At 59.8% G+C, this 19,524-nt stretch carries 30 protein-coding genes; 2 read left to right on the top strand and 28 right to left on the bottom strand.

All coding sequences use genetic code 11. The annotated features are described in order from the left end of the window. Nucleotides 1-100: 100 nt before the first annotated feature. From KHO27_RS06355 to KHO27_RS06225, 27 genes are all read right to left on the bottom strand, one after another. Entirely contained in the window at nucleotides 101-400 is a 300-nt protein-coding gene (locus KHO27_RS06355) for a phage tail assembly protein (protein WP_104444375.1), read from the bottom strand. Continuing rightward, nucleotides 400-747 carry a phage tail tube protein gene (locus tag KHO27_RS06350; protein WP_186733650.1) on the bottom strand — a complete coding sequence of 116 codons (348 nt, stop codon included), beginning with the start codon at nucleotides 745-747 and terminating at the stop codon, nucleotides 400-402. The genes KHO27_RS06355 and KHO27_RS06350 overlap by 1 nt, the downstream gene beginning before the upstream one ends. Before the next feature lie 57 nt (nucleotides 748-804). Continuing rightward, nucleotides 805-2,301: a phage tail sheath subtilisin-like domain-containing protein gene (locus KHO27_RS06345; RefSeq protein ID WP_214501402.1), complete on the bottom strand. Its 1,497-nt coding sequence runs from the start codon at nucleotides 2,299-2,301 to the stop codon at nucleotides 805-807. Beyond that, nucleotides 2,298-2,477, bottom strand: a complete 180-nt coding sequence (locus KHO27_RS06340) for a DUF2635 domain-containing protein (protein WP_214501401.1) — start codon at nucleotides 2,475-2,477, stop codon at nucleotides 2,298-2,300. The genes KHO27_RS06345 and KHO27_RS06340 overlap by 4 nt, the downstream gene beginning before the upstream one ends. Next, a complete protein-coding gene (locus tag KHO27_RS06335) occupies nucleotides 2,474-3,073 on the bottom strand; it encodes a phage tail terminator protein (RefSeq protein WP_250888414.1) in 600 nt (199 codons plus the stop codon). The genes KHO27_RS06340 and KHO27_RS06335 overlap by 4 nt, the downstream gene beginning before the upstream one ends. 9 nt (nucleotides 3,074-3,082) lie before the next feature. Continuing rightward, nucleotides 3,083-3,517 carry a hypothetical protein gene (locus KHO27_RS06330; protein ID WP_214501400.1) on the bottom strand — a complete coding sequence of 145 codons (435 nt, stop codon included), beginning with the start codon at nucleotides 3,515-3,517 and terminating at the stop codon, nucleotides 3,083-3,085. Continuing rightward, entirely contained in the window at nucleotides 3,495-3,869 is a 375-nt protein-coding gene (locus KHO27_RS06325) for a head-tail adaptor protein (protein WP_214501399.1), read from the bottom strand. The genes KHO27_RS06330 and KHO27_RS06325 overlap by 23 nt, the downstream gene beginning before the upstream one ends. Then, nucleotides 3,866-4,249, bottom strand: coding sequence for a head-tail connector protein (locus KHO27_RS06320; protein ID WP_214501398.1), 384 nt, complete (start codon nucleotides 4,247-4,249; stop codon nucleotides 3,866-3,868). The genes KHO27_RS06325 and KHO27_RS06320 overlap by 4 nt, the downstream gene beginning before the upstream one ends. A gap of 14 nt (nucleotides 4,250-4,263) precedes the next feature. Continuing rightward, a complete protein-coding gene (locus KHO27_RS06315; RefSeq protein WP_214501397.1) occupies nucleotides 4,264-5,490 on the bottom strand; it encodes a phage major capsid protein in 1,227 nt (408 codons plus the stop codon). A gap of 15 nt (nucleotides 5,491-5,505) precedes the next feature. Further along, nucleotides 5,506-6,123 carry an HK97 family phage prohead protease gene (locus KHO27_RS06310; RefSeq protein ID WP_214501396.1) on the bottom strand — a complete coding sequence of 206 codons (618 nt, stop codon included), beginning with the start codon at nucleotides 6,121-6,123 and terminating at the stop codon, nucleotides 5,506-5,508. A 3-nt stretch (nucleotides 6,124-6,126) separates the two neighbouring features. Beyond that, nucleotides 6,127-7,353 (bottom strand): phage portal protein, encoded by a 1,227-nt coding sequence (locus KHO27_RS06305; protein WP_214501395.1) that lies wholly within the window; start codon nucleotides 7,351-7,353, stop codon nucleotides 6,127-6,129. Beyond that, on the bottom strand, nucleotides 7,350-7,493 hold the full coding sequence (locus KHO27_RS06300) for a hypothetical protein (protein ID WP_214501394.1): 144 nt from the start codon (nucleotides 7,491-7,493) through the stop codon (nucleotides 7,350-7,352). Before KHO27_RS06300 ends, KHO27_RS06305 begins: the two co-directional genes overlap by 4 nt. Nucleotides 7,494-7,502: 9 nt before the next feature. Beyond that, complete coding sequence (locus KHO27_RS06295) at nucleotides 7,503-9,239, bottom strand: terminase large subunit (protein WP_214501393.1); 1,737 nt, start codon at nucleotides 9,237-9,239, stop codon at nucleotides 7,503-7,505. Between the two features lie 8 nt (nucleotides 9,240-9,247). Beyond that, complete coding sequence (locus tag KHO27_RS06290; protein ID WP_214501392.1) at nucleotides 9,248-9,724, bottom strand: phage terminase small subunit P27 family; 477 nt, start codon at nucleotides 9,722-9,724, stop codon at nucleotides 9,248-9,250. A gap of 115 nt (nucleotides 9,725-9,839) precedes the next feature. Beyond that, on the bottom strand, nucleotides 9,840-10,124 hold the full coding sequence (locus KHO27_RS06285) for a hypothetical protein (RefSeq protein ID WP_214501391.1): 285 nt from the start codon (nucleotides 10,122-10,124) through the stop codon (nucleotides 9,840-9,842). A gap of 4 nt (nucleotides 10,125-10,128) precedes the next feature. After that, on the bottom strand, nucleotides 10,129-10,509 hold the full coding sequence (locus KHO27_RS06280; protein WP_214501390.1) for an HNH endonuclease: 381 nt from the start codon (nucleotides 10,507-10,509) through the stop codon (nucleotides 10,129-10,131). After that, complete coding sequence (locus KHO27_RS06275) at nucleotides 10,509-10,832, bottom strand: phage holin, lambda family (protein WP_214501389.1); 324 nt, start codon at nucleotides 10,830-10,832, stop codon at nucleotides 10,509-10,511. The genes KHO27_RS06280 and KHO27_RS06275 overlap by 1 nt, the downstream gene beginning before the upstream one ends. Nucleotides 10,833-10,919: 87 nt before the next feature. Beyond that, nucleotides 10,920-11,336 (bottom strand): hypothetical protein, encoded by a 417-nt coding sequence (locus KHO27_RS06270; protein WP_214501388.1) that lies wholly within the window; start codon nucleotides 11,334-11,336, stop codon nucleotides 10,920-10,922. Between the two features lie 49 nt (nucleotides 11,337-11,385). After that, the gene (locus KHO27_RS06265) at nucleotides 11,386-12,216 is read right to left on the bottom strand and encodes a lipid II-degrading bacteriocin (RefSeq protein ID WP_214501387.1); all 831 of its coding nucleotides are present in this window, start codon (nucleotides 12,214-12,216) and stop codon (nucleotides 11,386-11,388) included. 309 nt (nucleotides 12,217-12,525) lie between these two features. Further along, nucleotides 12,526-12,909, bottom strand: a complete 384-nt coding sequence (locus tag KHO27_RS06260; RefSeq protein ID WP_214501386.1) for an antiterminator Q family protein — start codon at nucleotides 12,907-12,909, stop codon at nucleotides 12,526-12,528. A 3-nt stretch (nucleotides 12,910-12,912) separates the two neighbouring features. Continuing rightward, a complete protein-coding gene (locus KHO27_RS06255) occupies nucleotides 12,913-13,194 on the bottom strand; it encodes a hypothetical protein (protein ID WP_250888413.1) in 282 nt (93 codons plus the stop codon). Between the two features lie 35 nt (nucleotides 13,195-13,229). Then, a complete protein-coding gene (locus KHO27_RS06250) occupies nucleotides 13,230-14,528 on the bottom strand; it encodes a tyrosine-type recombinase/integrase (RefSeq protein ID WP_214501384.1) in 1,299 nt (432 codons plus the stop codon). After that, a complete protein-coding gene (locus KHO27_RS06245) occupies nucleotides 14,525-14,821 on the bottom strand; it encodes a DUF1364 domain-containing protein (RefSeq protein ID WP_214501383.1) in 297 nt (98 codons plus the stop codon). Before KHO27_RS06245 ends, KHO27_RS06250 begins: the two co-directional genes overlap by 4 nt. Beyond that, nucleotides 14,803-15,015: a hypothetical protein gene (locus KHO27_RS06240; RefSeq protein ID WP_214501382.1), complete on the bottom strand. Its 213-nt coding sequence runs from the start codon at nucleotides 15,013-15,015 to the stop codon at nucleotides 14,803-14,805. Before KHO27_RS06240 ends, KHO27_RS06245 begins: the two co-directional genes overlap by 19 nt. Next, nucleotides 15,012-15,695 carry a replication protein P gene (locus KHO27_RS06235; RefSeq protein ID WP_214501381.1) on the bottom strand — a complete coding sequence of 228 codons (684 nt, stop codon included), beginning with the start codon at nucleotides 15,693-15,695 and terminating at the stop codon, nucleotides 15,012-15,014. The genes KHO27_RS06240 and KHO27_RS06235 overlap by 4 nt, the downstream gene beginning before the upstream one ends. Next, nucleotides 15,692-16,420, bottom strand: coding sequence for a DnaT-like ssDNA-binding domain-containing protein (locus KHO27_RS06230; RefSeq protein WP_214501968.1), 729 nt, complete (start codon nucleotides 16,418-16,420; stop codon nucleotides 15,692-15,694). Before KHO27_RS06230 ends, KHO27_RS06235 begins: the two co-directional genes overlap by 4 nt. A gap of 216 nt (nucleotides 16,421-16,636) precedes the next feature. After that, entirely contained in the window at nucleotides 16,637-16,819 is a 183-nt protein-coding gene (locus KHO27_RS06225; protein WP_214501380.1) for a Cro/CI family transcriptional regulator, read from the bottom strand. Between the two features lie 88 nt (nucleotides 16,820-16,907). Between KHO27_RS06225 and KHO27_RS06220 the strand changes: the two genes are divergently transcribed. Together KHO27_RS06220 and KHO27_RS06215 are read left to right on the top strand one after the other, a co-directional pair. Continuing rightward, on the top strand, nucleotides 16,908-17,759 hold the full coding sequence (locus KHO27_RS06220; RefSeq protein WP_214501379.1) for an XRE family transcriptional regulator: 852 nt from the start codon (nucleotides 16,908-16,910) through the stop codon (nucleotides 17,757-17,759). Between the two features lie 55 nt (nucleotides 17,760-17,814). Continuing rightward, nucleotides 17,815-18,945 (top strand): beta family protein, encoded by a 1,131-nt coding sequence (locus tag KHO27_RS06215; RefSeq protein WP_214501378.1) that lies wholly within the window; start codon nucleotides 17,815-17,817, stop codon nucleotides 18,943-18,945. Here KHO27_RS06215 and KHO27_RS06210 read toward each other — a convergent pair. Beyond that, the gene (locus tag KHO27_RS06210; RefSeq protein WP_214501377.1) at nucleotides 18,942-19,514 is read right to left on the bottom strand and encodes a sce7726 family protein; all 573 of its coding nucleotides are present in this window, start codon (nucleotides 19,512-19,514) and stop codon (nucleotides 18,942-18,944) included. The genes KHO27_RS06215 and KHO27_RS06210 overlap by 4 nt on opposite strands. Nucleotides 19,515-19,524 lie beyond the last annotated feature (10 nt).

Genomic DNA, 19,524 nt, shown 5'->3' with positions numbered 1-19,524 from the left:
CACGCGTTTTCCTCACTCTCGAACAGCGTGTCGAGGGTCCAGCCCAGCACCTCGCCCGGAGTGGCTTTCCACCACCAGGCAAGGTCATAGGCCAGCTCGGTCAGGCCGCCGACTGCTTCGAATCTTGGGGCATGAAAAAACCGACGATGATCCAGGCCAGGGTGTTCAGGTCCGACAGCTCCAGCTGGTTGACCGAGCTGGCCGGGATCGCGGCGCACACAGCGATGTACTTCGCCGCCGCTTCAAGGTCGACCACCGGGTAACCGTCGCCGCCGAGGTTGTATGGCAGCACCTTGATTGCCCGGCACTCCTGCACGGTCGGGCGGCGCAGATTCAGTTCCTTGACCTCTTCACCGTGGGCCTGGATCGGGGTTGCGAGTTCGTGGGTTGCGGTAGTCATTACTGCCAGTCTCCTTGGATGCCTTCGAATTTGAGCGAGACCTTGGCGTCATCGCCGGTCACTTTGGACTCATCCACTTGGTACGCGCCGCTCAGCACATACACCGAGCCGTCTGCCAGCTCGGCGGTGATGGTCATGTTGGTCCCGTTGGCCAGCTTGGCCCGGGGGAAGTTGGCGGTTTTCACCGCGTCGACCACCACATAGGGGATCAGGTCTTCTTCCTTGAAATAGCCCCGCGTGATCGTTTCGCGTTTTGTGTCCGACAGCGGGCATTCCACGCCGCCGGTGATGACCAGCTGATCGCCGTCGACCTTCACAAAGCAGGTGCCCGCGACTTTCTGACCCATAAAGGGCACTCCCATAAAAAAGCCCGCACAGGGCGGGCCGGGGTTGAACGATGAGGGTTACGCCGCATCCGGGTACTGCAGGCGGAACTGGTACAGCAGCGCGAACACGCGCAGCTGGTTCACCAGGTCCGGCGGGAACAGCACACTAAGGCGGTTCGGGTTCTTCGGATCGCGCTCGACGATCAGGTACTGATTGAACGCCTCGGCGTTCTCGACAATGCCCTCACGCTCAAGCGCGCCATAGGCCGCGATCAGCTCGCCGCGAATCACCTTCGGCGTGACGATGGCCTGGCCGGGGCCAAAGCGCGTGCCGTCGTTGGCCAGTTTGTGGCGGCCGTACTTGCTGGTGATGATGCTGCGCAGATAGCGGATCACGTAGGCAGACTGGTGCAGCGTCTCGCTGTCCAGGTAGGAATCATCGGGTTGGCCGTAGGCGTTACGCTGGTAGGTCGTAACGGCACGCTCGATGCGGTAACTACCACCGTTGTAGACGGCGGTGGCCACCCCGCTGGTCAGCAGCGACTGCCGCTCAGTCAGGGTGAAACGATCACTGGCCTGCGCCGGGTCGATGCCCGTCAGCGCACCGGTTTGCGTCGGTCGCGCCGGGTCGGCGCTGATGAATACGGCGGTACGTGCCGCCCAGGCCGCCGCCACTTCCCACGCCGGCTGCGGCACGCCGCGCTCAAAGCCATGTACAGAGACGTGCGGGTCGTTGCGCAGGCGCCCAGCGGCGACCAGCTGGCCCAGTGTGCCGCGCTGCGCGCTGTACACATGGCCGTAGAGCTGCTTCGCCCAGGACCAGCGGCCGGCGCTGTCGTCCATGGCGGTTTTCCAGGCCCCCAGCGTGTCGGCATCGGTCCAGGGCTGGGCGATGAACTCGAATTCTTCGTCGCCCAGTGCAGCCAGCGCCGCCGATACAGCCGGGGTGCCGGCGCCGTTGGTCATGGCCGTGGCCACCACCGTCAGGCCGGCCGGCGTGGTTTCGCCATTGGCGCGCCCCAGGCGGTTCAACTGCACTTGGATATCGTTGCCCAGCTCGCCCTTGAACTTGGCCTGCAGGGTGACCACGCCGGCGGCGACCGTGGCCGTCACCGGCAGGTCAATGGCGGCATTGATGGCCGCCGCCAAGCTGGCCGCCACGGCTTCGGCCGAGGCCCCGACCACGGCATCGGCGCGCACGCGCTGGCCAGCCACGTACAGATTGATCAGGCCGGCCGTAGCGACGCTGCCCGTTACGGTAACGGTGGCCGTCGCAGCCGCGCCGGTAGCCACCTTGAGCGGCAAGCACCAGACCTCGCCGGCCACGTCGATGGCTCGCCAGCGCGCATGCATGGCGGCGAGCATCGAGCCGGTGCCGCCAATGTCCTTGGCGTCGCTGGTCTTCGACACCAGCACCAGGCGGCCGATTTCCTCGCTCTCGGCGTCGTCGTTGACCTGGCCGACGATCAGCCGGCGCAGGCTGGAGCCGCCGCTGTTGGCCATGGAGTTGTCGACTTCGGCATAGAACAGCGGCACGCGAATGTCGCTCGGGATGTTGCTGAAACTGACGCTCATCGCGCTTTGCTCCCCCGGGTGGTGGTCTTCTGTTCCAGGGCGTCGCCGTCGATGATACGGCGCTCCCAATAGGCATCACGGGGCACTGCAGCGCCCTCGGCCGGCAGGTATTGGCCCGGCTGACCCGGCAGCGGGCAATCGCGTCCCGGGGCCGGCTTGAGGTGAATGGTGGTCATGGGTTCAAGTCCTCACGGGTAATGAACTCGACCCGCCCGTCTGGCCCGGGGGCGTTGACGTTGGGGTCTTTCAGGGGGTTGAGGAAGTCGAGACGGGTGTCGATGCCTTCCAGGGCCGGCAGGCCGGCCAGCTGCCACTCCTGCCAGGTCTGCGGCTTGCCTTCGCCGGTTTGCTCCCAGCGGCCGAGCTGGAAATCGGCATAGAAGCGATAGCGGTAAACCACCCGCTCGCGATCAATCAGCAGCAGCTGGCCACCGTCGTACAACAGCGGCCCCGACTCGTCGTCCGGTTCGAAGCCCACCAGGGCGCGCCAAAGCTGGGCGCGCAAGTCGTGTAGTGGGTCAGCCACCGATTGCCCGCGTTCGTCGTCGGTCGGCAGCACGACACACACGTCGATGACGTCGCGCACGGCCTGGGTGTAAACGTTCTGCGCTTGCGGCTCGTCGGCCGAGTCACCAACGGCGATCACATAGGCCGCAGGCGGCTGCATCTGGGCGCTGTCGGCGGTCGGGTCCCAATCCAGACCGCCGGCCACGCGCCCTTCGAAGCCAGGCGCATAGGCGCGCAGCTGCTCAATCACAGGCGTGATTTTCATATCAGGTACTCAGTTGAGCAGCGCGGCGGCAAAGGCCTGCTGCAGGATGCGCCGCACCTCATCGCGGCTGTCGGCCAGGGCGTCGGTCATGTAGTTGTCACGGGGCCTGATCCGCCACCCGCCACCCGTCTTGCGTCGAACACCGTAGTGCAGGTAAGCCGGGTAATACTCCCTCATGCTCGCGGTCTTGTTGGGCGCAACCCGCACCAAAAAGCCCGACCTGGACAGCTTGAAGTTGATCGACTCGGTGGTGGCCCCGGTGCGGTTGACGGGGTAGCCCTCCTGGCCACCGCCGAGCGCCAAATTCATCTGCGCTCGGCCGGCGATCAGCTGGCCAACTTTGCGCATGCCGGCGCGGATCTTCCGCTTGTTGAAGGCCTCTTGGTCGAACTGGTCGAAGCCCTCGACATGCAAATAGCCGTCAATCGAAACGGAGTTGGCCACGACCACCTCCCGCCGGCGCATTCACCGCCTGCAGTTCCTCGACTTCGATCACCGACCACACTTGCCGCCCGCGCATCCCGGTAGCCCGCTTGACGCGAAACACCCGGCCACTGGCGACCAGCTCATGCCGCGTGTCCAGGTCACGCACGAACCGGCAATAGATCCGATGCGTGATGGTCGTACCGGTCTGCACCGACCCGGTGTAGGTGGCCGTGCCTAACGGCTCGATCTTGCACCAGCGTTTGGCCACCGGCTCGAAATTTGACTCAAGGCTTGCAGAGCCTTTTGGCGTGTCGTTGCGGATGCGCACCACCGCCCGGGTGCGCAGTTCGCCCGCTTCCGGCTCCCTCACAGCGTGAACCAGCGATAAGGCTGCACCAGGGCGTCATAAGCCAGCGGCATCGCCTTGGTGCCGTTGCTGGTCGACTCGGTGACCGGCTCGCGGTTGCGGTGCCAGTGGGCGACCAACAGCAGCATGGCCAGCGCCACGTCATCCGTTACGGGTAACGCGTTTTCTGGCGCATCGATCGGCAGCAGCCCACGCAGGTAGGCTTCATCGCCGGTCGCGTCTGCCGGCGCGTCGGCCGGCAGCGTGACCCAGTACAACCGCCGGCCGCTGTCCTTCTCGACCTGGCGACGCGCTGCGCGGGCGTAGGCCTGCAGCAGCGTGTCTTCCTCGGTTTCGTCCAGCTCCAGCTTGCAATGGCTCTTGATCTGTTCAAGCGTCAGCATGGACAGCCCTCCCGTTAGGCAGCGGTCTTGCCCACCAGGTGCTTGATGGCGGCCGTGTCCTGCAGCACCAGGCCAAAGCGCACGAACGCCAGGAAGCCGACCTGGCCGTACTCGGCGTAACGCTCCACCAGGCGCTTGAGGGTCAGGCTACGCACCGCGCGCAGCACCAGTTCGTTGAAGTCGCCGGCATACATGAATTTCTTGCCGGCGCCGATATCGGCGATGGCCTGATCGATCACGTACTGATGCTTGAGGATGGTGGCCGGACGGTCGCTGTCGATGCCGGGCAGCCACAGCGGGCGATTGTTGGCGTCCACCATCTCTTCCATCGCCTGCAGCGTCTTGTCGTTGAACGCCAAGCGGAACTTGGCCGCCGCACGATACGCCGGGTCAATGGAGTGAATCAGGTTGTTGACCTCCTGCCAGGTGAACGCGGTGGCCTTGGCGGTCATGGCACCTTGAGGGGTCGAGTATTCCAGGCCCTTCGGCTGCGCCGGCGCATCGGCCGTTTCACCGGCGCCGGTGCCCTGGACGATCAGGCGGTTACGGGTACGCGACACGCGTTTGCCGATGCGGCCGGCCAGGTAGCCTTCCATGTCAATGCCCGAGTCCTGCAGCAGCTGTTCAGAAACGCGGATGATTCGCGAACTGATGGTGTGCGACCCGAGGGTGCCCATGCCGAACTCGACATCCTTTTCGCCGGCGGCCTTGTTCTCGCCGATCAGCTCGCCCTCTTCCTCACCGCCGTTGCTGGTGGCCCAGGCGATGGGCGCACCGTTGTCGGTCTGCAGCAGCTGGCAAACCGAAGCAATACCGCCGTAGGTCACCAGCGATTCGATCACTTTGGCCTGCAGGGTGGTCGGCACGGTGAAACCGCCCGCCTCGTTCGGGTTGGTGCCTTGAGCGCGCATTTCCAGAACCACGGAGCGCTGCTCGGGGGTCAGATACTCCAGGCCACGACGCACCCAGTTATCCCAGGCGCTGCGCTGCTCGGTGTCGGCTTCGTTCTGCGGCGCGTTGTTCGGGCGTTCACGGTCCAGGCCTTCGACAAAGCTTTGATCCTGGGCGCGCAGTTCTTCTTCGCGCTCGATCTTGTCTTTGAGTGCCTTGAGGTCCGCTTTCATGCCTTCCCACTTGCTGCGGACTTCACCGGTCCAGCCGTCGTCCGGGGTGGTTTCGTGCAGCGAGCGCATTTCGGCCGACAGCTTGTTATAGGCTTCTTTCAGTTGTTGCAGGGTCATAGCTCCCCCTTGGGATCACAGTTCGTTGAGGTCAAGCAGGCGCTCGCGGGCCTCGCGCTCGAAATGTGCGCGGGCTTCGTCGCCTTCGGTTTGCGCCTGCTTCCAGGCAGTCAGGGAGCGCTGGGCAGCGCTGGAGTCGGGGTAAGCCGGGAACGCCACCGGCCCTACGTCGCGTAGCTCGGCGATCTTGAAGATGGTGCGGACGATCAGGCCGTCTTTCTCTTCGTGCCAGGTGTCGCCACCCTTGGCCACGCGCATGGCGAAGCTGCTGCCGCTCATGTCGCCACGGCGCAACGGCTCGACCACCAAGTCGCGGATGGTCTGCGTGTTGGGCGTGTCGATTTCGTACGCCAGGCCGCGCTCATCTACGGTCAGGCGCAACGTGCCGCTGGCCGTGCGGCCCAGCAGGTAGGTCGGGTCATGGTTGAACAGCGCCCGGGTGTCCTGGTTCAGCACGTCGTCAAACGCGCCCGGGGCGATGATCTCCACGAAGGTGCCGCCCAGCAGGTCGCTACGCTGGTTGAAGACAGCGGCATAGCCGGCGATCTTCGGCGCGCTGCCCTGCTCATCCGGCTGGACAGCACGAAGCTCGCAATGCTGCGCCTGCAGCATGCGTTGTTCGAATTCACTCATGGGTTATTCCTGCTTCGTTACGGGTAACGGCTTGCCGTCGGCGCCGAGCAACTGCGTGTTGACGTTGAGCAACATCGAGTCGAGGCCTTCCAGCTGGTTGAGGTCTTCCAGCACGCGCACTTCGTTGCGGCTCATCCAGCCGTCTTGAATGGCGATGCGGTAGAACTCGGCGCGCTCTTTCGGGGTACCGCGCAACAGGCCGGCCAGGTTGAACTTGACGTAGTAGCCGGCCATGCGCTCGGCGCGGGTGAAGACCCGGCGGTTTACTTCTTCCTCCCAGTTCTTCACCCACGGCATGACCGTGTGGCGCACGAACTGGATGGCCTGCTCGCTGATGTTCGAGAACGTGGCCTTTTCCAGGTCGTTGATCATGTGCGCCGGCACGTTGAAGATGCTGGCAATCTCGCTGCGGGTCAGCTTGCGAGTCTCGAGAAATTGCGCATCCTCGGGGGCGATGGTCAGCGCCTTGTAATCGAGGTCGGCGGGCAACAGCAGCGTCTTGTTGTCCGAACGTTTGAGCCGTTCCACGGCGGCGCGCCAGACCGTTTTCAGGCGCTCCCAGCTGGTGTTATCCAGCTTCCCGTCCTTGACGGTGACCAGGCCCGTAGGCCGGCCGCCGCCCTCGAAAAACTCCTTGCCGTAGCGCACCGTGGCCATGCCCAGGCCGATGGTGTCGGCGTTCTGCCGGATGGGGCTGATACCCATGCGCCGGTGCGAGCCGATGGCGCGCAGGTGAATCATGTCCTCGGGCGACACCGCCAGCGGCGCGCCGTCTTCGTCCTGGGTCGAATACACCCAGCGATTGCCGTTCTTCACCAGCTCGGTGTGTTGCGGCTCATGCATTTCCAGCGACAGCAGTTCACCGCGGCGACTGCGCACCGTGCGCGTGTAGCCGTTGCCCCAGCCGAGCACATGGGCTTGCTTGGTTTCCCGCCAGCGGTAGGAGGTCTGCCAGGTGTTCGGCTCATCGTGCAGCAGGTAATGGGCCGGGTGGTCGGTGGCCACCTCTATCCGCCCGTTAACCTTGCGCAGCACGCTCAGCGGCAGCTGGGCCATGGAGCTGGACAACACGTAGATGCACGCATACACCGCCGTCAGACGCATGGCCGAAGCCGGGCTGACGCTGATGCCCTGCCCTTCAAACAAGTATTCGGTCAGCTCCTTGCTGTTCATCGGCGTGCTGGGCGCCTCCAGGCTGCTGCGCTGCTCGAACATCGCGCCCAGGATCATCGCCACACCGCCTTGGCGGCGCCGGCCAGCAGCAGGCCACCACCGACCATCAGGGCCACCCCCGCCCCGAACTGGACGTAGAGGCCCGCGACGAACAGGCAAAAGCCTGCCGTCCCGATAGATTCAGGAAGCCATTTCATCGTAGGGGCTCACATAGCTAATAGGTCGTCTTCGGTCAGGCTGGCCAACAGCCCTTCCGGCTCAAATTCGCTGACCATGGCGCGGTTCATCGCCATCAGCGCGGCGACAATGCCGTCGATTTTGCGCATGTCGGTCTTGCCTTCGTCGGCCTTCATCGGCGTGATGCAGCCCTTGAACGGACGCACCACGACGTTGCCGGCCTGCCAGGCCAACACTGGATCGCTGGAGTGGCGCACACGTCCGGACAGCAGCGCCGCTTCCAGCTCGCGCATGGGCAGGTTCATGCTGGCCACGCCGCCGCCCATCTCGACTACCTCGGCGCCGTCCTTCTGCAGCTGGTGGGCCAGCTGGGTGGCGCGCCATTTGTCGTAGGCCACTTCCTGCACGTCGAACATGCCAGCGAATTCGCCCACCATGTCGCGCACTAGGTCGAAGTCCATTTCCTCGCCGTCGCACACCTCCAGCAACCCAGCGTTGGCCCAGGCCTCGTAAGCGGCCTTGTTGGGGCCGCCCCGCTCTATCGCGCCTTCGGGCAAGAACGACTTACAGAAAATGGTCCATCGGTTGACCCACTTGCCGCTGCCCGGGACCAGCTCCACCTTGTCCAGGAACACCAGCGACACCGCACAGATATCCGACTTACTGGCCAGGTCAATCCCGATCCAACAGCGCTGGCCCAGGAACTGGTCCAGGGTCAGCGTGGGGTCGCCGCACGCCTCCCAGTCAGCCATATTCAGCCAGGCTTCTTTGGCGCTGACCCAGATGTTGAGGTGCTTGGTCTTGAACGCGTTTTGCCGTGACGGGTAACGCGTGGCGTCGGCTTGACGTTTCAGCAGGTACTCAGCCCCGACCGAGACGCCGTAGTTGGGGTTAGCCTTGCGCAGGACCGCCGGGTCTTTCCAATCGTCGTCCTCGTCAATCGTGTAGATGATCCCGAACAACTCATCGTTCGGCACCGTCCCTTCCAGCTTGTCGATCACCTGGGCGCGCTGCAGGTAGCACGGCCCGGCGATGTTGTAGCCCGCCGTGGTGATGGCGAACATCATCGGCTGATCACGGGCGCCCATTCCGGTCAGCATGGTTTCGTAGAGCGCGGCCGAGGCGTGTTCGTGGAACTCGTCCACGATGGCGCAGCTCGGCGACTGGCCGTCGCCGGGGTCGCCGATCAGCGGTTCGAACTTGCTTTCGTCACCGATCACCGACAGGTTTTTCGCCGCGACCTGGATGCCGAAGGCCTCGACCAGCTCGGGGGTGCGTCGCACCATCTGCCGCGCCGGCTTGAACACCTCCCAGGCCTGCCGCTCGGTGGTCGCCCCGCAATACACTTCGGCGCCGAATTCGCCATCCATGACCAGCATGTACAGGCCGACGCCGGCGGCCAGCACGCTCTTGCCGTTCTTGCGCGGCACCTCGATGTACACCTCGCGGTACCGCCGGCGACGGGTCTTCTTGTCGACCCAACCGAAGATGCTGCAGAAGATAAACAACTGCCACGGTTCAAGCTTGATCAGTTCACGCAGCGCCGCCCATTTGCCCTTGGCGTGCGGCAGCAGCTGGATGAACACCGCCACCTGCTCGGCCGTATCGCGGTCGAAGGTCCAGCGAAAATTACGCTTCTTCGACTTGGCCAGGTCATCCAGGTGAAGCTGGCAGGCCCGGCGCACGTACTTGCAAGCCGGGATCTTGCCGGCCACCACGTCGCGGGCGTACTTGTTCGCCGCGTTTACGTTCGGGTAGCTGGCCATGTCCTAACTCACTTCGAGGCCCGCCCTCCCTTAAGCACGATGAACGGGTTTTCTGGTTTCTCCGGCCCACCGCTGCCCATCAGGCGCGCACGGCTGGCTGGGTCCAGCCCGAGGGCTGCCCCGAAGCTGGCCACCTGGCGTAGCGCCTCATTGATCACGGTGCAGGCTGGGTTCTTCTTGAGCACGCCTTTGGCGTCCACGACGGTGATGCCCTTGCTGGCCACTTCTTCCTCGGCCAGCCGCCACCGCTCGTAAGCGGCGCAGAAGACCGCCAGGTTGTGGGTATCGGTGCGGGTCATGATCCCGGTCTGAGTCAGCCAGGGTGCAATGGCTCCCCACATTTCAACGGCCCATTCCCCCAACCACTCCGGGGCGTCTGGTGTTTCCGCCAGTGGCGCCGGCGCGGGGCCGTCCTTCTTGAGTTTTCGCTTGCCGGGGTTGCCCTGCAGCAGCTTGAGGGCGGTAGGTTTCGCGGGTCGCCCCATCGTTCAGGCCTCCCGATTTTCTGGAATGCGATTTTTTTTAGTTTCGCGGGTGTGTGAAAAAGGCTGGGCGCTCGGTGGAGCGAGACAAAAGCTGTAGAGATTTTGCCCCGCCCCCTTATTTTGCCGATTTTTGACCACTTTTCGCTAATTTTTCCCGCAGAATCTCACCATCCATTAAGGCAGCCAGATGAATAAGCGGACGCTCTGGCACTCCGTCTGCGGCATGCATGTATGCGTCACTTGCGGCCACTAGCTCATGTAGAACACGCGAAATTAGCTCTGGAATTCCAAGCTTATGAATGTTTTTCCAGCAGAACAGCGCTCGATCCAGGTGCCAGTCACCATGGCGGATCAGCTCGGAACTTCGGCTGCGCTTGATCGCTCTTTCGCGCAATCGCATTGCCTCACGCGCCAGGCGGACTGCCTGACCGCGCCCGCGCCGACTCGGCCGCCGTTTTGAACTTGTGGCAGTTTTCATTGATGGCAAACAGGTTGGATGGGTCATTCGTTCCCCCTTCAAACTTCGGTTTACGGTGATCAACCTCTGTCGCTGGCAGGCGGCGACCATTGCAGTCAGGGCACTGGCACAGATAACGATCACGTTTGAGTACTGCCTTGGCAAGCTTGCGCCACGCCCAGTCATAGCCACGCTGCTCAGCAGTGCCACGGTGCGGGTTATTCCAACCAATCGCGAGCGAGGCATGGGCGCTGCAGTAGCCGTGGCTGTCACTGGTCTTGCCGGGGCACACAGGTACACGACAGGGGCGCTTGGCCTTGGGCGGCATTAGCCCTCCACCTTCTTGCCCATGAAACGGTCGGAGTACTCTCGTAGCTTATCCACCCCCATAAAGCCAACCATGCAACCGGCGAAGACCGAAAGATTTGCAGGTAGGGCGAAGTACTCCAGCACTGGCAGTAGACTCACGGCGATCAAGCCGCAGATCGCGCCTTCCAAAAGGACCTTGCGACCTCGACCACCGCCATAGATCACTCGGAACATGGCCACGGCAGCGGCGATGCCGCCAGTGGAAAGTTGCGGCTGGTGCGCTACCATCCAAGCCAGTGCAGCGGCCCAAAGGCCGGGATCTTTCTCAGGCATATGGGCCATCTCGGTTCCTCCCGTTGCAGGGAGTTAAAATAAAAAAGCCCCGGCAAATGCCAGGGCTCATAGTATCTCTGGTGTGTAAAGCGTTAATTAGCTCTGCGGAGCCACAGCCCTTCCAAGGAAAAATTCAGCCCAGACAAACAGTGCTAGCGCCAAGAAATATAGAACTGCAGGAATGAGTGCCAAAAGCAAGCCATTAAATGCAACAGAAAAGCTTAACAGCCCAGCGATCAGCGAAAGCAGTGCAGATGGAAGCAACAGTAAAAAAGAAATCAATCTAACTGTGACACGATCTCCGAAGAGCGAACGCAAGCCAGCCGAGGCAAAGCAAAAAGCCGCCACAAATATACTAAAATAAAACGCATACATCACAAAATAGTGATAAACGGTTGAGCGCTGATCACCCTCAGGGCTCCCTCCCCCGCTGGCCAACAGCAGCCAGAGTAAAAGGTTCGATACAACCAGTACAGCCAGAGGAGACAGCCGCAGCAAAAACTTATTACTCACATTACACTCCTGTAATGCACCCTAGTTACCCAGGGTGCATCTTTACAAGCTACTTTTTAATCTCGATTGGGTAGGAACCCTTAATCGCGATTGGATATGGTTGAGCCTTGAGGTGCTCTTGAATCTTCGAAAGCACATCAGTAGCACTCTCACCAAACGCACTGCGCCATGAGCCTGGATTCGCATCATAGGTGTCGTGATACGCCCTCGCCTCACCTTGGAAGGTAACGCTACCGTCGGCTGACTTGGTAATTGTACCTTCGATCTTCAAGGTGATGTTACCCAGCCAAAGACCAGTCATCCAAGAGTCATTCGCAGTGTTGTACGGGACCTTGTCGAGAGACACTACAGTGGCCCCTTCAGGGGCGCTACTAATAGCATTTTCCAGCATCGGAATCGAGGTGGAATTGAGTTTAAGACCTAGCGAATTGATGTTTGTGCTAGCCTCACTTCCTTTGCCATACATGAAGTGCCCCAAAGCGGCAACAGGCGTGAGGGAGCCTCCCGAAAACTCAGCAGGTTGAGACGCCTCCGGCGGGGACAGCGGATCCTTAGATCCTACATGCCACAGCGCCTGCGCTGGCGTAGAGCCAGGGTTATGGCACATATAGGTGTCTGCCCACTGCAGACCATAGCAATCCCTGGTGAACGAGGGGTGGATGCCCCCTGGGAATGTGCCGTTTCTCATATTAGCTGCTTGCTCTTTGCAGAGCTTCATTATCATTTCGCGCCACATACCTTGCGCGTAATACCCATGGCGCTGGAGCATCTGATCACGAAGCATCACCCCAGGGTTAGGTGCTGGGAAGGGAAGACCGCCGGAAGAGCTGTAGCCTGGAGCAGTTGCGCCGACATGAATTGGAGGGAGTTCGATAGCCATTTTATGTCCTTTAAGTCGAGTTAAATCCGACCTAGCGGGCCTGGTGTTGCTCATTGGCGATGGCTCGAGACTCACGGTCTTCACATGATCAAACGTTCCGCAGAAGGGAAAAATTAATCGGGAGCTCAATAAGCCCGCCCGTTCGGGCGAGAAAGTGCACGTTAGAATCAAAAGCCCTAAAGGTTGAGGTAGGGCTCTTGCTCGTGCTAGTCAACCGAGGCTATTGCCAAGGCCGCTTGTGTCGCGCTGTTTGCAAGCTGGACACGCTGCTATGAAAACAGAGTTATTCCATATGGACAACTACTTTTTTCATGCAGCGTCTCGAAGCCCATCAAGTACACAGTCAATCCACGCGCCCCCCGCTTTAATCAACTCACGAGCCTTCATTTCGCTGAAACCATAGTGGCGCCCCACCCGTACTGCTGGCCACTTGGCGCCATAGTACAGCCATATCATGTCGCCCATCTGTTGATCACGGCGACACAATCTAGCGACCGCGCCATCTACCACCATGGCTAGTTCATCCAGGATCGCGTAAGACTTTGTAGTTGATGGCATGTGATCGCGCATTAGTGCAAAGGCTGGGGAGGTGTAGCCAGGCAATCCCATGCCATCCATACGCCACCACCCCCACTGCTCAAGCAAATACTCGGTATCCCCCAATGGCCGGTGTAGCGGCTTTCTAGTATTCATCGTTCAATCTCCTGTGTAGTTCGTCCCGCCGGCGCCGAGCCGGTTGCCTTCTTGGTAGCACGCCTCCGGCCCAATGGACCGGTTGCTTTTCAACTGCTCGATTTTCTTCAGCGCCGCTCGCAGATTCATGCCCAGTTGTACCGCCAACTCTTGCAGCGGAAGTGGCTGGTTCAGCCAGCGATCAATCCAACCAGAAGCGTTGCAAGCTTCGCAGTCGAGCTCATAGAAAACTCCTTGCACCACCCCGCGACCTTGGCAAGCGGGGCACTCGGCCAGCTTGATCATGTGTCTTTTCAAGGACGGTCCATGGCTCTTCCTTGTCATTTCGAATCCTCGCTAGTAACAAATTCGGTAAGGTCGCTCGAAGCCGCGCCATTAGCGGGCTGCGCGCCGTTATGAGAAATCTCGGATAAGGCCTCTGTAAGGCCGTGAATGGCGCCGAAGCCAATGCCGTCTAACCAGGCGTGCCACTTCTCCAGGGCTGCCCGGCGCTGCTGCATGGCCTGGGTGTGGATGTAGGTGCTGGCGATCTTGCCCAGCGAGTGATTCAGCAGCATCTCGCCGATGTGGCCGTCGATGCCGAGGTCGGTCCAGGTGCTGCGGGACACCTTGCGCAGATCGTGACTAGTCCAGGCGCCCTGCCCCAACCGGGTGAAGACGGCACTGGCCTGCGTCTCGCTGAGCGGCAGCCCGCGTCGACTCGGGAACAGGTAGGCGCCCTGGTAACCCTGAGCCTGCTGTATCGCCCAGTACCGGGTCAGCAGTGCTTGCAGCTGGGTGGTCAGAGGCAAGCGGTGCTCGGTGCGAGTCTTGGTGTTCGCCGCCGGGATGAACCACTCGGCCGCCGCCAACGAGACATCAGCCCACCGCGCCATGCGGGTCTCGCCAATTCGGGTGCCGTGGGCCAGCATCATCAGGGCCAGCATCGCGTCACTGGGGGTCGCGTCGAAGGCGTGAGCCAGTTGCTGCATCAGTTCGGGCAGTTGCACGTCACGCAGGCGCGCAGCCTTCGGCAAGATCTTGGCCTTGGTGAAGTCGTTGAAGCGCATCCCGGCCATGGGGTTCCCGTCGATCAGTCCCAGCTTCAGGGCCTGGCGGAAGGCGGTCAGCAACAGGGCGAACATCTGCCGCAGGTACGAGAGCGACACATCGGCCTGAGCCGGCCACATCAGTTGCTTGTCGAGAGAGTCGGCACTCACTTCAGCCAGGGCCAGGTCCGCCAGGCGTGGCTTTAGGTGCTGAGCGATGGCAGACCGTGCGCCCGCCTTGCGCTTCGCCGACAACGAGCGATCGCGGGCCATCCGGTCGCCGTACCAGTCCAGCAGTTGGCCCACGGTCCCCATGCCGGACACTACAGGCGCGGTGGCCGGATCTCGCAGCAGGCGCCGACGCAGCGCGGGCAGCTCGGCAATCACCGCTGCAACGCCCAGGTCGGGCCAACGTGCGACCGGCACCCACTTCTTGCCACGCACCAGGTGCCAGGTGCCGCGCTCGCGAGTGATCCAGAACCGCAGGTACAGGCCAGGGTGACGAGGGTCGCGTAGGTCGCGTACGGCCTTGTCGGCAGCCTGCCGGCGAACTTCGGCCTCGCTGAACTTCACTTCCCGGGTCGCACTCATGCGATCAGCACCCCCTCGTTGATCAAAGAGGCCTGGGTACGCATCACTCCCTCGGCGTGGTACTGCCGCGCTGTGTCGCGGTCGACATCGCGGCTACGGCCATCACAGGCGTCATGGCAGGCGCTGCAGGCCCAAGCGCCCTGCAAGTCGTGTGGTTTCATACCGACGCCGCAAGTACCCGCCATGCGGTAATGCGCAAGCACGGTGGTTTCTGGGTTGCCATTGCACACCCCGGGAATGCGCACTTGGCACTCCCGGCCGCGTGCGGCCTTGGTCAGTTTCGATTGCCGCATGGGCTGTCTTCTCCATGAAGGTCGATGACGGTGTAAGCGCTCGGCCACATGAGTTGGCCATGAGCGACAGCCGAAGCTTCGTCGCGATAAAGCGCAATGGGTGGATGCGAGGTACTGGAGAGCCCGAACAGGTCGGAGCGGCAGTACAGCGCGTATCGGTATTCAGTGAGGTCAGGTGCGGGAAGCTCGATCATCGGCCGAGCATCCTGGATCGGATCGCCGCCAGAGCTTCATTTCCAACTTTCGGCGTGCGCTGGCCTGGCACCTCTGCTGGGAGAGCCAGCGGCATTTTCTGCAACGGCTCACCTGCGACCAGGCGCCGAACGGCAATCGTGTAGTTGCGCTCGAACAGCTTGGCACTCACATCGGTAGCCAGCTTGTTCAGGTTCTCGAAACCACTTTCCTTGGCGGCGTGCCAGACCGCGTCGTGGGACCACTTACCCTTCCCTGCCATGGCGGGATGCGCGTTACGGCAAGCCTCGCGGAAGGCAGTAGCCAGCGGGGGAAGGCCCAGCATTTCCGGCGAAGGCTGGCACCACTCGATGAACTTCCCGGGCGCCGGGATGAACTCGCGGCCGGATTGCCGGCAGCGCATCAAACCGAACTGCAGTTGCTCCGGGGTGTTGATGCCAGCCTCGAGAAACGCGGTTAGCCACTGCTGCTTGGCCGCCTTGTATGTCGCCTCATCCGGCCATGCCTGCTTCCAGGCGCTGCAGATCGTGCGCAGATCGCGGAACAGGTCGTTGATCACCCCAGCAGTTTTGCGATTGAGCTCGGCCTTCACGTCGGCAGGCAGCGAGTAATCCGAGGGCACGTATTGGCCAGCCTGGACCTTTGCCCACAAGCCATGAGCCACGGTTGCAACTTGATTCATTGGCCGCCCCCTTCCCCGATCCACGACGTGTCATCGTCATCGAAGCTGGAGCGCTGCGATCCGCCGTTGCGAACAACAGGCGAGCGGGCAGCACGGGCGAGATCGGATTTGACCCAGCTGACCAGAGCGGCCAGCCACTGCTTTTCGGTTTGGGCCACGCCCTTGGCATCGTGGTGGAGCACAAAGCCGGATATGGCAACCGCGTTGAACTGATCCAAGGTCAGACCTGCGCGACGGGCGTAGGCTTTCAGCAATTCCGGATTCGGTTCCCATTCGAGGGACATTGCGAACGGCTCGCGCAGAGAGAGAGTAGATTGGTTCAATGACGGATTGGGTGCAGCTGCTGCACCCCGTTCTGCGTTTTGCTGCACCCCGTTCTGCTGTGAGCTGCACCCCGTGCGGTTTCCTGCACCCCGTTCAGGACGAGGTGCAGCAGATGCACCCCGCTTAATCAACAGGTCGTAAACAACGGGGCGACGGTCGCGACGATCGATATGGGCAGCAGCAATTGCCTGGTTACCCTCAGCGATCCAACCGGCCTGGGCGAGCTCATCTAGCTTTAGCCGTACTGTTCGTTCAGAAAGGCCGGTGTCGTCAGAGAGAGTCCCGGCAGAAGGGAATGCCCCTCTTCCATCGCTGCCTGCGTAATTGGCCAGGCAGAGCAGGACATGGCGGGCTGCAGGATTCTCAAGTGCAGTTTTGGGAATGGCGAGTGCCCAGGTCATAGCTTGTACGCTCACGCTTGCCACCGTTGCGATTGACATGGAGCGACAGGCGCAGCATTGCGCGCAGCATTGGAGAGATGCATAATTGATCCCGATTCAGAAGTTGAGAAAGCCGGGCTGCCACCCGGTTTTTTTATGCCCGCGATTTGGGTGCTGGATGAATTAGCAGGTGTTTTGATCATCTACGGGCGGAAGCCTTGAAACGCGAGAATGTCCTCACGGTGATACAACTGCGTGCCCCTTCCCTGCCTTCAGTGCCCCCTTTGTGATTCGCTCAATCTGGTACTGGCGCAGCTCGGGCACATCCGCCCACTGGCGAACCGCCTCGTAGGTCACGCCCAGCGCCTTTGCGAGCGCTGATATCGACCCAAAATGTTGAATTGCTTGGCTTTTGGTCATAGCGACCTCCTTTGCTCGCCCCGATATTCAAGCATGCTTGCATTTGCAAAACAAGCATGCTTGACAAGCAACCTTGTAGATTGCCCAGATGAAAATCACAGACCGAATCACCAAACTCGTACTGGCTCGCCGCCCTGAATTGGGTGTACGCAATGTCAAGCGGGACATCGCAAATACCTGCGGGATCAGCTATGAGGCTGTTCGTCAGTGGTTTGCGGGCGATACCGAGAACATCAAAAACGAAAATCTTGTGGCCCTCGCTGAGGGCTACGATACGTCCGTGGACTGGCTGCTATCAGGAAAGGACGAACCACCTCGCAAGGCTGAGATAAAGACAGTTGTGGCGAAGGAATACGGACCTGGCAATTCAGCAGCGGATGCCGTGAGGAAGATGCTGGAGAAACATGGGAAAGGATTGAGCACTGAAGCCCGCCAGAGCATTGTCAAAGCTGTTGAACAAGATCCAGACGGAGAAAAAAGCAGTGGGTTTCTCATTGCCACAGCGCAGCCTGCCCACGGTGATATTTCCATCCCTCAGTACGATATCCGAGCGGCCATGGGCCACGGCCAAGTGCCGGCCGAGTACAGCGAAGTCATTCGGAATGTGATCATCCGCGAAGAAGTGCTGCGTGAAAAAGGCGTGACCTACACCTCTGCACAAGCCCTGTCGATGATCACGGGATGGGGACAGAGCATGGAGGGAACCATAAACGATAAAGACCCTGTAATCGTCGACCGCGGCGTCAACGACTATCAGGGGGAAGGGGTATACGTTCTTTCATGGCACGGTGATCTTTTGATCAAGCGACTTCAGCGAAAAGATCAGGATCATGTCTGGTTGATTTCAGATAATAGCAAGTACGAAAAGCAGCCAGCACGAATCGATGATGTAATCATCCATGCAAAAGCACTCCTAGTATGGAATGCAAGAAAAGTTTGAGCCATGACATAAATTATAAATTCTGAAGATTCAACACAACAACACGGAGCACAACATGGAACGGTTGGACAAAGTTGTTTATGCACCCAGTATTCGTTCAGGACAATATGATTTACTGGCAATCTCAGAAATCGAAGATTTCAGACGCCCTCTCTTAACGCCGATCATTTCCGCCAGAGGTGACAACCTCCGAATGATACACAGTTTTGCTGAGCAGTGGACCGGAGATCATTTTTGGATTGATTCGTCAAGATTCTCCCAGGACAGCCAAAGCGAACTACCAATAAAACTCAACGATCCGAGCAACAACTTTCAGTCAAAACTGGATACCTTCCGCCAAATAAAAGCCATAAACGACAAGGTATTGCCGATTGTAGGATTCCGATCAGGCGACCGGCAAAGAAATGTTGTTCAGTTCGCACTAAAGCTCTACTCCGAGTTCTCGATTGTAGGCATCCGGGTTGAGGGAAGCGGAGTGGTGCTCGATAAAAACATATCCACTGCAAGAGCGCTACTCAACGCAATAAGTGACGACGACCTAAAACGCACTGTTCTAATAATTGATGCCTGGAGCATCAATGAAATGCCATCCTTACAAGAAGGTAGCAGCATTCAAAAAATGCTTGCCCTCTTGGATGATTATGAAATTGGCAAAGTGATCACTGTAAGCACCTCATGGCCTGATGACCGTCCCGACCGAGGAACAAGTGCTGTAATCGCCTGTATTGATCCATACTGGCAAGCAATAGTACGTAAGAAACTCCTACAGCAAAACGTTAGCCACATTTATGGAGACTATGCGGCGACTAACCCTACCAAAGACCTTCTAGATGACTACGACCCGACAAAAATGGCACAGCCTATTCCGTTTGCCGGTTATTATAGCGACTGCCAATGGCACCAAGAGAGACGAGGTGCCGGAGGTGAGAACGAAAAGTATCGTGAAATAGCAGAAATATTTAGGTCGTTACCAAACTACCATGGTGACACTTTCTGCTGGGGTACTAAAGCCATTGCCGCCATTGGCAGTGGGAATCGTGTTAAAAGTGGCAACATGGCATTCTGGAACAAAATACGGATCAATCAACATGCCTGCGCTATGCTGGGGGATATTTCAAACGGAATTCTAGATAAGCTAGCAAATCCGCATGACCGGCAATACGATGACCTAGACGATTTAATCTAATCAGCTCTTCTAACCTTAAGACGGGCCAATACATAGTCCCTTAAATCTTCACGCGAAACGGCACGAGAGACCTTTTCCCTGAGATCCGACTTGGTCTCTCGTGACTTGAACTCAACATCATTTATACGACAGAGTTCTTCGAGCTCGTCCCTCCACAACAAACCGCTCAAATCAAAAGAATTGATTCTCTTGTTCGGCATAGCTTGACGAAGGAGTGCCATCCCCCCTAAATCGTCTGCCAAAAGTATTCCTACAGACTTAGGGGTTACTGCAAGTGCCTTCTCCAAATGGCGCCCGTGCGTGCAAAGCCAAATCTCATCGAAAACGTTAAAATAAGCTTCGCACTGCCCTGGCCAGCGCTTCAGATTATCAGCGCCAGACTTAATTTCGAATGCCACCAGACGTCCATTCGCAAGTGCTAAATCTGCTCTAAATGTCAGATCGACGGTACGCCCCTCCTGCCGATTGACAAATCCCAGCTCATCGATTAGCACATCTTGGGTTCCAGCAGATAAATGAGCACCAACCCATTCTCTGAGATTTTCCCGGATGTCTACTGGAGAAAGCATGATATTCCCT

This window comes from Pseudomonas sp. RC3H12 (assembly GCF_018596375.1).
GTDB lineage: Bacteria > Pseudomonadota > Gammaproteobacteria > Pseudomonadales > Pseudomonadaceae > Aquipseudomonas.
This window is presented reverse-complemented; position numbering and strand designations above follow the sequence as displayed.

Bases quoted from the DNA above. Each gene is read 5' to 3' on its own strand.
- KHO27_RS06335 (WP_250888414.1), bottom strand. From the start codon at position 3,073: ATGAAAATCACGCCTGTGATTGAGCAGCTGCGCGCCTATGCGCCTGGC.
- KHO27_RS06290 (WP_214501392.1), bottom strand. From the start codon at position 9,724: ATGGGGCGACCCGCGAAACCTACCGCCCTCAAGCTGCTGCAGGGCAAC.
- KHO27_RS06315 (WP_214501397.1), bottom strand. From the start codon at position 5,490: ATGACCCTGCAACAACTGAAAGAAGCCTATAACAAGCTGTCGGCCGAA.
- KHO27_RS06260 (WP_214501386.1), bottom strand. From the start codon at position 12,909: ATGAATACTAGAAAGCCGCTACACCGGCCATTGGGGGATACCGAGTAT.
- KHO27_RS06305 (WP_214501395.1), bottom strand. From the start codon at position 7,353: ATGATCCTGGGCGCGATGTTCGAGCAGCGCAGCAGCCTGGAGGCGCCC.
- KHO27_RS06310 (WP_214501396.1), bottom strand. From the start codon at position 6,123: ATGAGTGAATTCGAACAACGCATGCTGCAGGCGCAGCATTGCGAGCTT.
- KHO27_RS06320 (WP_214501398.1), bottom strand. From the start codon at position 4,249: ATGCTGACGCTTGAACAGATCAAGAGCCATTGCAAGCTGGAGCTGGAC.
- KHO27_RS06225 (WP_214501380.1), bottom strand. From the start codon at position 16,819: ATGACCAAAAGCCAAGCAATTCAACATTTTGGGTCGATATCAGCGCTC.
- KHO27_RS06235 (WP_214501381.1), bottom strand. From the start codon at position 15,695: ATGAATCAAGTTGCAACCGTGGCTCATGGCTTGTGGGCAAAGGTCCAG.
- KHO27_RS06355 (WP_104444375.1), bottom strand. From the start codon at position 400: ATGACTACCGCAACCCACGAACTCGCAACCCCGATCCAGGCCCACGGT.
- KHO27_RS06285 (WP_214501391.1), bottom strand. From the start codon at position 10,124: ATGCGATTGCGCGAAAGAGCGATCAAGCGCAGCCGAAGTTCCGAGCTG.
- KHO27_RS06275 (WP_214501389.1), bottom strand. From the start codon at position 10,832: ATGGCCCATATGCCTGAGAAAGATCCCGGCCTTTGGGCCGCTGCACTG.
- KHO27_RS06350 (WP_186733650.1), bottom strand. From the start codon at position 747: ATGGGTCAGAAAGTCGCGGGCACCTGCTTTGTGAAGGTCGACGGCGAT.
- KHO27_RS06240 (WP_214501382.1), bottom strand. From the start codon at position 15,015: ATGATCGAGCTTCCCGCACCTGACCTCACTGAATACCGATACGCGCTG.
- KHO27_RS06255 (WP_250888413.1), bottom strand. From the start codon at position 13,194: ATGATCAAGCTGGCCGAGTGCCCCGCTTGCCAAGGTCGCGGGGTGGTG.
- KHO27_RS06340 (WP_214501401.1), bottom strand. From the start codon at position 2,477: ATGACCACCATTCACCTCAAGCCGGCCCCGGGACGCGATTGCCCGCTG.
- KHO27_RS06215 (WP_214501378.1), top strand. From the start codon at position 17,815: ATGGAACGGTTGGACAAAGTTGTTTATGCACCCAGTATTCGTTCAGGA.
- KHO27_RS06230 (WP_214501968.1), bottom strand. From the start codon at position 16,420: ATGACCTGGGCACTCGCCATTCCCAAAACTGCACTTGAGAATCCTGCA.
- KHO27_RS06245 (WP_214501383.1), bottom strand. From the start codon at position 14,821: ATGCGGCAATCGAAACTGACCAAGGCCGCACGCGGCCGGGAGTGCCAA.
- KHO27_RS06300 (WP_214501394.1), bottom strand. From the start codon at position 7,493: ATGAAATGGCTTCCTGAATCTATCGGGACGGCAGGCTTTTGCCTGTTC.
- KHO27_RS06265 (WP_214501387.1), bottom strand. From the start codon at position 12,216: ATGGCTATCGAACTCCCTCCAATTCATGTCGGCGCAACTGCTCCAGGC.
- KHO27_RS06210 (WP_214501377.1), bottom strand. From the start codon at position 19,514: ATGCTTTCTCCAGTAGACATCCGGGAAAATCTCAGAGAATGGGTTGGT.
- KHO27_RS06280 (WP_214501390.1), bottom strand. From the start codon at position 10,509: ATGCCGCCCAAGGCCAAGCGCCCCTGTCGTGTACCTGTGTGCCCCGGC.
- KHO27_RS06345 (WP_214501402.1), bottom strand. From the start codon at position 2,301: ATGAGCGTCAGTTTCAGCAACATCCCGAGCGACATTCGCGTGCCGCTG.
- KHO27_RS06295 (WP_214501393.1), bottom strand. From the start codon at position 9,239: ATGGCCAGCTACCCGAACGTAAACGCGGCGAACAAGTACGCCCGCGAC.
- KHO27_RS06220 (WP_214501379.1), top strand. From the start codon at position 16,908: ATGAAAATCACAGACCGAATCACCAAACTCGTACTGGCTCGCCGCCCT.
- KHO27_RS06250 (WP_214501384.1), bottom strand. From the start codon at position 14,528: ATGAGTGCGACCCGGGAAGTGAAGTTCAGCGAGGCCGAAGTTCGCCGG.